Below are 13,778 nucleotides of genomic sequence, written 5' to 3'. Positions count from 1 at the left end.
CTACCTTAATGGATTATTGTCGGTTTGAGGTACTTCAAAAACTGAGATGCTCCCTTTCTTAAGTGTTATTTTCCTGAGGTAATTACCAAAATAAATAGTTTGTAAGAACTGTCACATTAGACCACAATTTTTATTCCTATAGAGAAAAATAAAGAAATTATAAAAACTAATATTTTCTCATTGAATTAAAAATATTACTCATAGAGCACCTCAGCCTTTTTCCTTAAGGGATCAGCTTTTCTCAAGTATCAAAGTAGGGATTGAATTATAAAAAAACGCGAATTAAATAGGCAGTGAAACTCACTTCTACTAAGGTAGGTAGCTTTGTGGGACTAACATCCTTACAGATAAAAATTGACAATTTAAGTAAGGTCTGAACCCAAGTATCACAATGTGTTAGTAGCAGAAACAAAATCTCTCAGTATAACCTTGATCTGTGTTAGTTTGTCAACTTAATTCACATCTTTTTTTAATTTGCCCCAACATCATAAATCTAAAAAACAAAGCGAAATAAAAAACTCCATGTCAAAATCTGCCCCGAATGTGGGAATATTAGTTAGATTCCGCCTGGAGAAAGGGCGGAAAAATATAAGAAAATTTTGTTAGCCTGGACTAAGATTTAAAATCTAAATTTTTGTGAAAAGCTAGAATCAGATCAATAACCTTCAACAGCTTAACCAGCAGCAACAATTACCTGTTTGATTGACTCCTCAGAAGCTGCGGATTCTACCGTGACAGTTTTAGCATTAACATTGACATCCACCTTGGCTTCAGGTTCCATAACGTGGATGGATTCAGTAATTGTTTCTGCACATCCCTCACAAGCAATATTTGATACTTTCAGCTTAAGTGCCATTTGTTACCTCATTAGGAAGATTTTAAATCATTTCTTAACGATTAATCCTAACGACCAAAATGCGCTCCTGCATCCTACTAAAGTAATGTAGTGGTGTAAAAGCATCACAATAACCGCATATAGCTTATCGACTGGTACAATTCGCTAGCACTAATATGAAACAAAATGCAAGAATATATAAAGCTATTTATGAAAATACACCTACCTAGTGCCGCTACGCCCAAGTCTAAAGTCTAAAGTTAAAAACACCCATGTCTTCAAATCCTCAGTACCTAAGCGGTAACGAAATTCGCAACATATTCCTCGACTTCTTTGCCCAACGGAAACACCAAATTCTCCCAAGTGCCTCCCTCGTGCCAGAAGACCCAACCGTGCTGCTGACGATCGCGGGGATGCTACCATTTAAGCCAATATTCTTGGGGCAACGCACACCAGAGTTTAAGCGGGCTACGACTTCGCAAAAGTGTATCCGTACCAACGACATCGAAAACGTCGGACGCACCAAACGGCATCAGACGTTTTTTGAGATGCTGGGCAATTTCAGCTTTGGTGATTATTTTAAAGAACAAGCGATCGCTTGGGGTTGGGAAATCTCTACACAAGTCTTTGGCTTTTCCCCCCAAAATCTCGTCGTCAGCGTTTTTGAAGATGATGATGAAGCTTTTGGTATCTGGCGTGATCAAATCGGTGTGCCGATAGCGAGAATTAAACGCCTGGGCGAAGATGATAACTTTTGGGTATCTGGACCAACTGGGCCTTGCGGGCCTTGTTCAGAAATATATTATGACTTCCACCCAGAACGCGGTGACGAAAATATAGATTTAGAAGACGATTCCCGGTTCATCGAGTTTTACAACCTCGTCTTCATGCAATATAACCGGGATGCTTCCGGCAATTTAACGCCGCTGCAAAACAAGAACATCGACACCGGCATGGGTTTGGAGAGAATGGCGCAAATCCTCCAAAAAGTGCCCAATAACTACGAAACTGACCTAATTTTCCCAATTATCCAAACAGCCGCGCAAATTGCTAGTGTTGATTACCACAGCAGTGATGAAAAAACCAAAGTCTCTTTGAAAGTCATTGGTGATCACGTTCGTTCTGTTGTTCACATGATCGCCGATGAAATTCGCGCTTCCAACGTGGGACGGGGTTATGTGCTGCGGCGATTAATTCGGCGCGTGGTGCGTCATGGGCGATTAATTGGGATTTCTGGCGAATTTACTACCCAAGTTGCCGAAACTGCGATCGCTCTTTCTGAATCAGCTTACCCCAATGTGCGCCAACGGGAAGCAGCAATTAAAGCTGAACTGCAACGGGAAGAATCCAATTTCCTCAGAACTCTGGATAGAGGCGAAAAACTCCTAGAAGAAATTATAAATCGTCCATCTTCAATACAAGATGAGCAGTATCGTCCATCTTCTTCTCCAGAACCAAAAGTTTCTGGTTTGCCAGAATTAAACGTTTCTGGTTTGCCAGAATTAAACGTTTCTGGTTCACCAAAACAAAAAATTTCTGGAATCGATGCTTTTACCCTCTACGATACTTACGGCTTCCCCTTGGAACTGACGCAGGAGATTGCAGAAGAACAGGGACTAGAAGTTGATGTTGAGGGATTCAATATCGAAATGCAAAAGCAGGTGGAACGTGCCAAAGCAGCACATGAAACCATCGACTTAACTGTACAAGGTTCCCTCGACAAATTAGCAGAAAACATCCAAGCGACGGAGTTCTTAGGCTATACCCAACCTGCGGCGACTGCGAAAGTTGAAGCGATATTAATAGAAGGTGTTTCCCAAGAGGAAGCAGAAGCGGGAACACAGGTGCAAATTGTCCTTGACAAAACGCCATTTTATGCTGAATCTGGGGGACAAATCGGCGATCGCGGTTATATCTCTGGTGATGGTATTCTAGTCCGGGTGGAAGATATGAAGAAAGAATCTGATTTCTTTATTCACTTCGGACGCATCGAACGCGGTACACTGCGCGTCGGTGATCATGTTACAGCCCAAATTGATCCAGCTTGTCGGCGTCGTGCCCAAGCTAACCATACCGCAACGCACCTGTTGCAAGCGGCGTTGAAGAAAATTGTTGATGATGGCATATCTCAAGCTGGTTCCCTAGTTTCCTTTGACAGGTTGCGCTTTGACTTCAACTGTCCCCGCGCGTTGACAGCAGAGGAAGTGCAACAAATTGAGGAACAGGTGAACGCTTGGATTGCTGAAGCACATGCTGCAAAAGTGGAAGTATTACCTTTAGCAGAGGCGAAAGCTAGGGGTGCTGTTGCCATGTTCGGCGAAAAATACGGCGAGGAAGTGCGGGTGATTGACTTCCCTAGCGTATCAATGGAACTGTGCGGTGGAACCCATGTCACTAACACTGCTGAAATTGGGGTGTTCAAGATTATCTCAGAAGCTGGCGTAGCTTCTGGGGTAAGGCGGATTGAAGCTGTTTCCGGACCGGCAATCCTAGATTATCTCAACCTTCGGGATAAAGTAGTTAAAGATTTGAGCGATCGCTTTAAAGTTAAACCAGAAGAACTACCAGATAGAATCACAAGTCTGCAAAGCGAACTCAGAACCAGCCAGAAGGAATTGGAAACCTTGAAGGTACAGTTAGCGATCGCAAAATCTGACAGCTTGTTGCAAACAGCCCAAACTGTAGGCGATTATAAAATCATCGTCGCCCAATTAGAAGACGTTGATCCAGAATCTTTGAAAACCGCAGCCGAACGCTTGCTGCAAAAAATCGGTAAAGGTGCAGTGGTGCTGGGTTCTGTTCCCGAACCAGGAAAAGTTAGCATAGTTGCAGCTTTTAGTCAAGAAGTGAACAAAAAAGGTTTGCAAGCTGGTAAATTTGTAGGTGCGATCGCTAAAATCTGCGGTGGCGGTGGCGGTGGAAGACCGAACTTAGCCCAAGCAGGCGGACGTGATCCGAGTAAATTACCAGAAGCGTTGGAACAAGCAGAAAGTGAGTTAAAGTCCGCGTTGGGTTAACCATCTCCCTCACTTTAAGAATTACTCCCCTTCCTGCAAAGGAAGGGGCTGTTCTTCTTAGGTCTATATTGAACTCAACCCAGAAGCGCTATTAGACATGAAATGAATACAGCGATCGCAAGTGTAGGATAACCACTGCTATCTATAACTAGTTTATGCGTCTAAGGGACTTCCAAATAAAAATATCCCAAAACAAAAATCCTCTTTATTTCTCCTCTCTGTATTCTCTGCGTCTGGAGTGGTTTGTTTCTTTGGATAATTTATTTCTTGAAAATCTCTAATTAAACCCAATCTCATCTATACCATCTCAAACTCTAATTGATGACTCTTAAAAAAATCATGAGTGAAATGATCCACCACATTTGTATCAGCTAATTCCAAATTATAAAAATCCACAGCTTCATGGTCAAAATGGGGGCCAGCGTGCCAAGTACCCTCATGTAGCTTGATAAAACAATTCCCTGGAATGCGAAATGCAGCAATCTCTTCTAATGCTGGTTCATTCAGATCATTATCAGGAGGACAAACTGCAATTAACCAATCCTTCCCTGACAAAGAACCCAGACATTGAGTGCATTGGACATGGCGAGTAATTTTATGAAACTTTCGCCCTCTCTTTTCCAATCGCATAACATAAAATCGTGGAATTCCGTTTTGCAGGTTTAACTGGGCATCTTCCCCATCGTAAGCTTTGCCATCAAGACTCGCAAAAATTACTTGTCCATAACGACAAAAATTTTCAGAACTCACCCATTGTGCTTGCAATTGTTGCACTGTCTTTAATGTGCCCATATCAAATCTTTTAGAGATTACTTAGGTTTATTGTCCCCCAAAATGACTGAATTTTATATAGCCATTCTGGTGACTTCCTGAGTTTAAATGCTCTAAATTATGAAAAAAGAACCTCAACTAGCTAGATAACTACGTACTTGTTCCTTTTGGCGGCGGAGGAGACTGAGAGCTTTTTGCTCAATCTGACGCACCCGTTCTCGACTAATACCCATGCGATCGCCAATCTGTGCTAAAGAAAGTTCATATCCATCACTCAGACCAAAGCGCAAGGTTAATATTTCTCGCTGCTGGGGAGACAGCTTTGCCAATAAGTCTTGTAAGTCTTGGTGGAGAGATTCTTCAACCGCATAGTCTTCCGGAGAAGGGCCATCATCCTCCAGTATGTCCTGCAATTCTGTATCCTGTTGTTCACCAACTCGCGCCTCTAAGGAGAAAGGTTGACGGGCCAAGTATAAACACTCTCGAACTTGGCTGGGTGTCAAAGATAACGCATTGGCAATTTCAATGGTAGTGGGAACACGACCTAGCTGTTGAGATAATTCTCGCTGCACGCGTTTAATTTTGTTCAGTTTCTCAAAGACGTGGATAGGTAAGCGAATTGTCCGTCCTTGTTGAGCGATCGCTCGTGTGATTCCTTGACGAATCCACCAGTAAGCATAGGTAGAAAACTTATAACCAAGAGCCGGATCAAATTTATCCACCCCTCGCTCTAAACCCAAAGTACCTTCTTGAATTAAATCCATAAATTCCAGGTTACGGTGCTGGTATTTCTTCGCTACTGCTACCACTAACCGGAGATTAGCCTGAATCATTTTCTGCTTGGCTTGGTGTCCTAAATTTAGCTGTTGCTCTAACACCTCAACACTTAACTCCACCTGATCTGCCCATTCTTGCAGCGTGGGTTCCTGCTTTAATTTCACAGCCAATTCTTCCTTAGCAGCTAGTAAAATCATCATCTGCTGCACTTGTTGGGCAAAAATAACCTCTTGTTCGCGAGTCAACAAATCTACACGCCCGATCTCTTGCAGATAACTACGCACAATATCATCTGTAGCTCGAGGTTTTTTATCTGCGGCTAAACTTTTTTTCTTCGTTTTTTGAACTTCGGTATGTGGAGATGTTAAGTTGCTCATGGTTATTTGCTCCTCTGTAACCTCATCAATTTATTGGTATCAAGTCTAGATATTCAGACCCATAGCCATTTCACACTGCTAATCAATCAATTGGCAATACTGATGAATTCTGGTCTATGATACATTACAAGTCAATTCTTGGAGATAATAAACCCAAAATCAACCCACCCCTTAATAATAACATCATCACCAGTCACAAATCAATTACCTAAAGCATCATCAGCATATCCTTTGAAGTAATTACACTCCTTATCTTGTTTATTTTTGCATATTTTTAAACCCCAATTATATTTAGCTTAATTATCCAATGCAGCTCATAGAAAAAATAAAAAGTTTGCCGAACAAGGATTTTATGATCTAAAAAATAAATGAATAAGAGCAACTTTTAAAATAATTACCAATAGTCAAGTCATCAGCAATTTATTTTTTGAAATATTAATAGTCTGGTTATACTTCCAGAGAATTCTCATTCAATGGGAATTAATTAAATATAAAATGTCCATTTGTTAACCTCTAATTTTTTGCTAGATAATCCAATCATCTGAAGCCGGGTACGTAGCGGGCGATCGTTAAACATCAAAGAAAGTCCTTCTCCTGCTGCCCCTGCTCAAGAACAGGCTTTCTTTAAGAGTCTGGTTAAATACTTGTAATTAGGGATTTAGGATGACAAAGACGTGGGTATCTGTGACAATTGCACTTGTGTGATACTGCACGCAGACATCTGCATCGAGTGCGGTATTATCAATGTAATTACTTCTGGAGACATTTTTTGGACTAAAAGTAGTAACAGTGGTCACATTAACATCAAGGATAATACTTGGCAAGACAGCAACACCCACGGATCACCATTAATATCCTAATTTAAGCGAAAAGATTTACGTTTAGAGGTGGGTGGTTGATTGTTATGCAGCATACTTAAACGACAAGATTTCCCACTTATTTAATAAGTCGGAAATCATCTGAGACTCTTAAGGAGACAACATCTTAAAGCTTTCTCTTCTACTAATTTTCAGCTTAATTTGACACAATTACACAGTTATGCATCCATATAAATGATTGACTTTTTGCAAAGATTTTTGGGAAAATGGTACTACGTTGTAATTTTAATCTAACTCTTCAACTATCACTTTATTAGATATTGGTTAAGAAAAGCATTCACATCATTGGCGCATAACCCGACATTAACTGTCTTTCCTGCGTTTCTGAGAATGTCTAATCCTTGACCATTATTACGGGGGTCTGGATCAAGTATAGATACATATATTTCATGTATCCGCCGATCTTGAGCGATCGCTAAAGCACATGCGGGTGTGCGTCCATGAAAAGAACAAGGTTCAAGAGTTACATACATTTTCAAGAAGTCGAAAGCTTTGTCTCGAATCTGGTTAAGTGCGTCAGCCTCAGCATGGTGTTTTCCTGGTGTCCGTGTGTATCCTTGAGCTACTATCTCTTGGGCATCTACGATCACACAGCCTACTGGTGGGTTGGGTAAACATTCCGGCAAAGCTTTTCTGCTTTGAGCTAAAGCAGCCAGCATAAATATTTCATCCATATGTATTAGCAGAAATTATCTAGATAAATTACACTACTAAGAATTAGTTATCTCTTGTTAAAAAAGTTATTATATCAAAACTTAGTGACTGTCACACTAATACCAGAATCGAGTTTAGGAACCTTAAGATACTCAATTGGCTCACTACTGTGAGAACTTTGGGTATTTGTTGGTTTCTGACATTGCTTAAAGAAAGCCTCTGGGTTATTGATGAACTCAAGCGGGTTGATTTTTTCGCATCCTCGCTCCCGCACTAGCGAAATTGATTCAGCAGTTTGTTTTCGATTATTAGTCTGTCCGATAAAATTACTCCATGTAGTGTTAATCGTGGCTGGTTCCGTCAATAAAACTTCAGCCTGATTGCGATCGTGAAACGGCTCCTTCAGAGCATCGCCTGTTGTCATGGGAACATTCTCTTGGTTAGCATAGGCACTCTGGGAGAGAGTAAGTGCGCTAATCACAACGACTAAGATGATGGAAGAGGATTTCATAATTCGATTTTTTAACATTTAATATCAGTTTAATAATTACAATTGGCTAGATACAGAAACAAAAAAATAGCAGCCTGGTTTGAGTCCTTCAAATTAACACAGTTAGTAAGAAGTATAGCTAAACTTCATTAAAAATATAGTGAAGTCTAATCAGATGTAGACTTTTGTCTGGGAGGAGGCTATTGAGCAATTCATGCTCTAACCACATCGAAATTTGACACTTGCCTGTTATCTGCTTGCTGCTACAACTGTACTAACTCATATTCTGTTAGGCGTATTAATAGCTAGGTAAGCGTAAAAATTTGTTGTTGGCACAAGGCAGGAGGCAGAGAGAAGTTTGAGCGCTAGCTTCCGTCCATCAAACTTCATAAAAGGCAGGCGAAAAGAGGGTTGTAGCCTAATTTATATTTATTAACATAGTTTGGTTTTATTGTCCCAACTGACTTACTAGCCGTTTATCTCTCCTATATATTACCAATAGGTTACATTTATACTACAATATTAGATAAACTTTGGAAGGCTCACTGTGTTGTAATTTCCACACCTCAAGCAAAATTAAAAAAAGTCTTTCACCAGTCTAGGCAAATTAAACTGATAGCAAGTCTTTACAAGTTCAATACTAAAATCACACAATCTTAATATTGCCAGTCCCCTATCGTTCCCAAGATTGACCATTATTCAGAGCAATAATTAATTGTTCCTGAAAGCTTTTAAGCAGCTTACGTAAATATCCATCCAGTCTTTCCAAGTGTCTACTTTAACTGGACAAAGCCTATCTCTGAAGTTGTTCCATTGCTTGTAGGCTGGCACAATGGTTCTATTCCTTACCCTTAAGTAATTAATTCCTCTTGTCTTTTCAAAATCAGTAAATCGCCAGCTAATATACAGCATGTTCTATGAATTTTTTGTAAAGTTACGCAATTCAGTGTTCTTACATAATATGATGTTGAGTATTAGATTATTAATCAATACTTGCATCATTACTAACACAAAACTAAGTTAATCCCAAAAATAGAAATCCACTAAACATGGAGAAAGCTGTTAGTTATCCTGTTTTTACTCTCAGGATAATATCAAGCAATCTAAGTTAAAATTGCGACTGGTAAAACTATTAGTCTACTTCACCTATTGAACAACCTCAGTAAAAAGGCATTAGCTGACAATTAACGCAAATATTACCATCGCGAAGTCGGCTACAGTGCTACTGCCAGGAAAATACTGAGAAAAATCTGCTGTCAGGAAATAGTCTTTTTTTATAAAAATTTGCATATATATGACGATGGAATCTTTGCCCAACTTTGAAGAAGTAAATATTCAGAAATACTTAGAAGTTTTTCAACGCCGTTGGCTACCTCTAGTCGGAATTGTTGCCATATCTGTTGCCTTTGGATGCTTGTATGCATTTTCACAAAAACCTTCATACAAGGCAGAAGGAAGTTTGATGATTAAAACAAATCGCTCTTCCTCCCTCACAGGCTTACCAGAAGACATAGGACGCCTAGAAGCTCTGAATATGAACGACAATCCCCTGGAAACTCAGGTGAAAGTTATTGGATCAAATCCAGTGATTGAGAAAACAATTAATTCCCTCAACCTCAAAGATAATCAAGGGAAACTACTCTCGATTCCCAGTTTGGCAAAACAACTAAAAATAGAAGGAATCAAAGGCACTGATGTTGTACAACTTTCTTATCAAGGCGGTGATCCGGAACTGGCTGCCAAAATCGTCAATGAAGTTATCGACAGTTATATCGACCTAAATATCAAGGCTAATCAGAATGAAGCGCGGACAGCCAAAGAGGTTCTTGTAACGGAAGTACCTAAAGCTGAAGAAATTGTCAGAAGAGCCGAATCAAAACTGCGGCTATTTAAAGAAACGAATAAAGTTGTTGTCCTAGAACAAGAAGCAACCGCAGCAGTCGATACAATTTCCAAGTTAGGAAACCAAATTTCTCAAGCATTAGCTCAACTAGATGATGTCAAAGGTCGTTTAGAACAGTTAGGTAGTGAAGCTCAGGTAGATTCACAGCAAGGTGTAATCTCATCTGAATTGAGTCAAGCACCTGGAGTTCAAAAAGTGCTTGCCCAACTCCAAGAAACAGAAAGCCAACTGGCACTAGAGCGTACCCGTTTTGAACCTGAACACCCTACAATCACCAGCTTAGAAGAAAACAGTCGTAGCTCTTAAGAGCTTGCTAAAACAGCGGACAACACAAGTCGCTGGTACAGCGCAGATAACAGAGAGAAGTTTGCAGGTTGGACAACTGCGGCAAAGCCTAATTGCAGATATTACTCGTGCTCAGGCAGACCGCGTTGGTCTAGAAAGACAAATTGGCACACTCCAGCGACAGCAAGATGCTTACATTAAACGAGCAAATAATTTGCCAAGGCTAGAACAGAATCAACGAGAACTAGAACGGAAACTGAAAGCAGCTCAAACAACTTACGAAACGCTCTTAAACAAACGCCAAGAAATTGATATTGCACAGAACCAAAAAATTCCTAATGCTCGTGTCATTTCCTATGCCTTAATCCCGGAAAAAGGAGAAGGGCCTCGCAAAATCCTGTTTATTGTTGGTGGAGGAGGAATTGGTCTTTTCTTAGGTATCATTGTCGCCTTTAGTTTAGACTTGATAGACCGCTCGGTGAAAACTGTTAAAGAAGCCAAAGAAGTCTTGAAATACAGTATTTTGGGAGTGATTCCCACACAAGGTAGAAATGGTAAAGATCATTCTTCTATAGCAGGACTTGATAGAGCTATTCCCAAAATCATTGGCAGAGATATTCCTTACTTCCCTCTTGGTAACGCATACCAAATACTACAAGTGAACTTGAAGTTCCTCCGTTCTGATAAACCGCTCAAAAGCATTGTAGTTACAAGTTCCGTTGCCAAAGAAGGAAAGTCTGACGTATCTGCAAATTTAGCTGTAACTATGGCTCAGTCCGGGCGTCGGGTGTTATTGGTGGATGCAGATATGCGTCATCCCATACAGCATCATATCTGGGGGCTAACAAATACAATGGGACTAAGTAATGTCCTTGTTGGTCAAGTTTCTTTAGATGCAGCTGTGCAAGAAGTGATGCCTAATCTTGAGGTTCTTACTTCCGGAGCTTTGCCTCCCAATCCGGTAGCAATGCTAGATTCTCAACGGATGGCAATATTAGTTAGTGACTTCGGAAGAGATTACGATTTTGTAATTTTTGATACTCCTCCTCTATCAGGAATAGCAGATGCTGCTGTTTTAAGTACCCTGACTGACGGTATCTTATTAGTTGTTCGTCCTGGAGTGGTTGACCTTAACAGTGCGAATTCAGCTAAAGAGTTTTTAACGCAGTCAGGTCAGAAGGTGTTAGGGATAGTCATCAATGGTGTGAATACTAAAAATGAACCTAATAATTATTTTTATGACACCAAAAAACGACAAATTGAACAAGATTTAGTATCTAGTAGCTTAACAAAATTTTCTAAAGAGCGTTAAGTTATCCTATAAATCGTGAAAGCGATCCTTACTACAACTATCTCAATCCCTTTTATTTTTATGAGCAAGAAATTTTTACATGGATAAAAATCAAATCAAAACATCTTGTTTAATTAATAATTACAATTACGCTGAATTTTTATCAGAGGCAATTGATAGCGCTTTAAATCAAACAGTGAAATTTGATGAAATTATTATTGTTGATGACGCATCCACAGATAATTCTGCGGAAGTCATCACTAAATTTACTCAAGTAGCTAATGTTAAATCTATCTTAAAAGAAAAAAATCAAGGACAATTATCATCCTTTAACGAAGGATTTTTAGCTGCAACTGGGGACATTATCTTTTTTTTAGATGCAGATGATATTTATGAACCTCAATATTTAGAAACCACCTTAAAGTTTTATAAGGGACGTAGTGAATGTGATTTTCTATTTTGTGCGTATAAAAAATTTGGAGCAGTAGAAGGAACGTTTCAAAGTGATGCAGTTGATTTAGATTTGGGTTATTCAGTAATCAGAACTTTATATAATGGTGAATGGATTGGTTCCATAACTTCAACATTATCAATACGTAGAGAAATAATCAGAAAATTTTTACCTATTCCATATATAGAAGATTGGCGTGTAAGGGCTGATGACTGTCTGATCTGGGGAGCTTCTTTAGTAGGAGCTAAAAAGTTTTACCTGTCTAAACCTTTAGTAATGTATAGAATCCATCAAAATAACCAGTATCATAATAAAAATTTTTTAAATATAGACAACAACTATGAATACAAAAGGTTCTGGAAACGCAATTCCCTATTTAATTACATTCTGCAAAAAAATAATCTTAGTTCACCATTATTCTTAGCTTTCACATCTCTCAATGAGTTAAAAACAATCCCATGTCCAAAATATAAAGATTTTATTTTATATTTAAAAATAATATTTTTATTTGAGCATAGTTTTTTTTGGAAAATCAAGGGCATAGTGTTATTATCTAGCTACTTTTTTAAAACTTTTATGACTGGTAAATTAAAAACTTTATAAGCGATAAATAATGTAAATTCATGCATAAATGTACGTTATTTTATCTGTAAAAAAATTCACAATATTGAAAAAAATAGAGAATTTTAAATAATTAATTTATAAAAATAATGTTAAGTAAATTAAAATTTAAAAATTTATCAAAATTTAAATCTCGTTCTGGACTGCGCGCAATTATTGCCAATACAGGTTGGTTGTTTGCTGACCGCATTCTACGTATGGGTGCAAGCTTGGTCGTAGGAGTATGGGTAGCACGGTATTTAGGAGTACAGCAGTATGGTCTCTTTAACTATGCTTTAGCTTTTGTTAGCTTATTTAGCCCAATTTTCACTTTAGGACTGGACGATGTAGTAGTTCGCCATATTGTCCGTCAATCATCAAACAAAGAGGAAATTTTAGGAACCACTTTTTGGCTAAAATTGCTGGGTGGAATTGCTTCTGTCTTATTAGCAGTTAGCACTATGTTTTTCTTAGGTGAGCATGAAACACTGAAGATATGGCTAGTTGCAATTTTAGGAATGGCAGGAATTTTTAGGGCGGCTGATACTATTGAACTGTGGTTTCAATCACAGGTGCAGTCAAAATACACTGTGATTGCTAAGAACACAGCATTTCTCCTAAATAGTGTCATCAAAATTGCACTAATTTTAACAAAAGCACCATTGCTAGCTTTTGCTTGGGTAACGTTAGCAGAATTTGCGATGAGTGCAATTAGCTTGCTGATTGTTTACCAACTCAAAGGGTCTTCATTGTGGTTATGGCGTTGGAGTTTTGCGGCTGCCAAAACTCTTTTGAAAGAGAGTTTACCTCTAATTTTTTCGGGCTTCGCTATCATGATTTTTATGAGAATCGATCAGGTGATGTTAGGTCAAATGATCGGAGATAGCGAGGTTGGAGTTTATTCTGCTGCTGTGCGTATTTCTGAAATTTGGTATTTTATTCCGGCAGCTATTGTTTCTTCTGTTGCTCCTGCAATTTATGCAGCCAAGGAAAAATCAGAAAGTCTTTACTATCACAGAATAGGACAATTACTCAGTTTAATGACATGTATATCTTTGGCAATTGCTCTTCCAATGACATTTCTGTCTGACAATATAATTATGGTGATGTTTGGAAGTGGATATGCAGAAGCGGGGCCAATATTAGCAGTTCATATTTGGACTTCTTTGTTTGTATTTATGGGTCTTGCAACATCACCGTGGTTTATTGCTGAAGGTTTGAACCACGTTTCTTTAGGTAAGACTTTATTTGGAGCCATACTAAACATTATTCTCAATTTATTACTGATTCCTAAATATGCAGGACTTGGGGCTGCGATCGCAACCATAATCTCTCAAGCTGCTGCTACTTTTGTATGCAATGCATTTGATTCAAGAACACAAAAAATATTTCAGATTCAGGTGCGATCGCTTCTTACTTTTTACAAATATTGATCGTTTATATTTAACC

At 38.9% G+C, this 13,778-nt stretch carries 11 protein-coding genes; 5 read left to right on the top strand and 6 right to left on the bottom strand.

The genetic code is table 11. The annotated features are described in order from the left end of the window. Positions 1–673 precede the first annotated feature (673 nt). Positions 674–856, bottom strand: a complete 183-nt coding sequence (locus Q0541_RS22540; RefSeq protein WP_298915631.1) for a heavy-metal-associated domain-containing protein — start codon at positions 854–856, stop codon at positions 674–676. Positions 857–1,107: 251 nt separating this feature from the next. Here Q0541_RS22540 and alaS point away from each other — a divergent pair, with 251 nt between their 5' ends. After that, positions 1,108–3,852, top strand: coding sequence for an alanine--tRNA ligase (gene alaS, locus Q0541_RS22535; protein ID WP_298915628.1), 2,745 nt, complete (start codon positions 1,108–1,110; stop codon positions 3,850–3,852). Between the two features lie 297 nt (positions 3,853–4,149). Here alaS and Q0541_RS22530 read toward each other — a convergent pair whose 3' ends face one another. From Q0541_RS22530 to Q0541_RS22510, 5 genes are all read right to left on the bottom strand, one after another. Then, positions 4,150–4,644, bottom strand: a complete 495-nt coding sequence (locus tag Q0541_RS22530) for an ureidoglycolate lyase (RefSeq protein ID WP_298915625.1) — start codon at positions 4,642–4,644, stop codon at positions 4,150–4,152. Positions 4,645–4,757: 113 nt separating this feature from the next. Continuing rightward, positions 4,758–5,777, bottom strand: a complete 1,020-nt coding sequence (locus tag Q0541_RS22525; protein ID WP_298915622.1) for an RpoD/SigA family RNA polymerase sigma factor — start codon at positions 5,775–5,777, stop codon at positions 4,758–4,760. 650 nt (positions 5,778–6,427) lie between these two features. Next, positions 6,428–6,616: a DUF3172 domain-containing protein gene (locus tag Q0541_RS22520; RefSeq protein ID WP_298915619.1), complete on the bottom strand. Its 189-nt coding sequence runs from the start codon at positions 6,614–6,616 to the stop codon at positions 6,428–6,430. A gap of 284 nt (positions 6,617–6,900) precedes the next feature. Further along, positions 6,901–7,329, bottom strand: coding sequence for a deaminase (locus tag Q0541_RS22515; RefSeq protein WP_298915616.1), 429 nt, complete (start codon positions 7,327–7,329; stop codon positions 6,901–6,903). 74 nt (positions 7,330–7,403) lie between these two features. Beyond that, positions 7,404–7,820, bottom strand: coding sequence for a hypothetical protein (locus Q0541_RS22510; protein WP_298915613.1), 417 nt, complete (start codon positions 7,818–7,820; stop codon positions 7,404–7,406). A gap of 1,279 nt (positions 7,821–9,099) precedes the next feature. Here Q0541_RS22510 and Q0541_RS22505 point away from each other — a divergent pair. The 4 genes from Q0541_RS22505 (at position 9,100) to Q0541_RS22490 (ending at position 13,762) form a co-directional block, all read left to right on the top strand. Next, complete coding sequence (locus Q0541_RS22505) at positions 9,100–10,008, top strand: Wzz/FepE/Etk N-terminal domain-containing protein (protein ID WP_298915611.1); 909 nt, start codon at positions 9,100–9,102, stop codon at positions 10,006–10,008. Positions 10,009–10,012: 4 nt separating this feature from the next. After that, a complete protein-coding gene (locus tag Q0541_RS22500) occupies positions 10,013–11,299 on the top strand; it encodes a polysaccharide biosynthesis tyrosine autokinase (RefSeq protein ID WP_298915608.1) in 1,287 nt (428 codons plus the stop codon). Positions 11,300–11,378: 79 nt separating this feature from the next. After that, a complete protein-coding gene (locus tag Q0541_RS22495) occupies positions 11,379–12,332 on the top strand; it encodes a glycosyltransferase family 2 protein (protein WP_298915605.1) in 954 nt (317 codons plus the stop codon). Positions 12,333–12,439: 107 nt separating this feature from the next. Beyond that, on the top strand, positions 12,440–13,762 hold the full coding sequence (locus Q0541_RS22490; protein ID WP_298915602.1) for a flippase: 1,323 nt from the start codon (positions 12,440–12,442) through the stop codon (positions 13,760–13,762). Positions 13,763–13,778 lie beyond the last annotated feature (16 nt).

The organism is uncultured Nostoc sp., assembly GCF_937863485.1.
In the GTDB taxonomy this organism is placed as follows: Bacteria; Cyanobacteriota; Cyanobacteriia; order Cyanobacteriales; family Nostocaceae; genus Nostoc.
The sequence above is the reverse complement of the archived record's forward strand: the minus strand, read 5'-3'. Positions and strand labels throughout refer to the sequence as shown.

Coding starts and splice junctions, on each gene's coding strand:
- alaS (WP_298915628.1), top strand. CDS start 1,108: ATGTCTTCAAATCCTCAGTACCTAAGCGGTAACGAAATTCGCAACATA.
- Q0541_RS22495 (WP_298915605.1), top strand. CDS start 11,379: ATGGATAAAAATCAAATCAAAACATCTTGTTTAATTAATAATTACAAT.
- Q0541_RS22525 (WP_298915622.1), bottom strand. CDS start 5,777: ATGAGCAACTTAACATCTCCACATACCGAAGTTCAAAAAACGAAGAAA.
- Q0541_RS22505 (WP_298915611.1), top strand. CDS start 9,100: ATGGAATCTTTGCCCAACTTTGAAGAAGTAAATATTCAGAAATACTTA.
- Q0541_RS22510 (WP_298915613.1), bottom strand. CDS start 7,820: ATGAAATCCTCTTCCATCATCTTAGTCGTTGTGATTAGCGCACTTACT.
- Q0541_RS22540 (WP_298915631.1), bottom strand. CDS start 856: ATGGCACTTAAGCTGAAAGTATCAAATATTGCTTGTGAGGGATGTGCA.
- Q0541_RS22490 (WP_298915602.1), top strand. CDS start 12,440: ATGTTAAGTAAATTAAAATTTAAAAATTTATCAAAATTTAAATCTCGT.
- Q0541_RS22515 (WP_298915616.1), bottom strand. CDS start 7,329: ATGGATGAAATATTTATGCTGGCTGCTTTAGCTCAAAGCAGAAAAGCT.
- Q0541_RS22530 (WP_298915625.1), bottom strand. CDS start 4,644: ATGGGCACATTAAAGACAGTGCAACAATTGCAAGCACAATGGGTGAGT.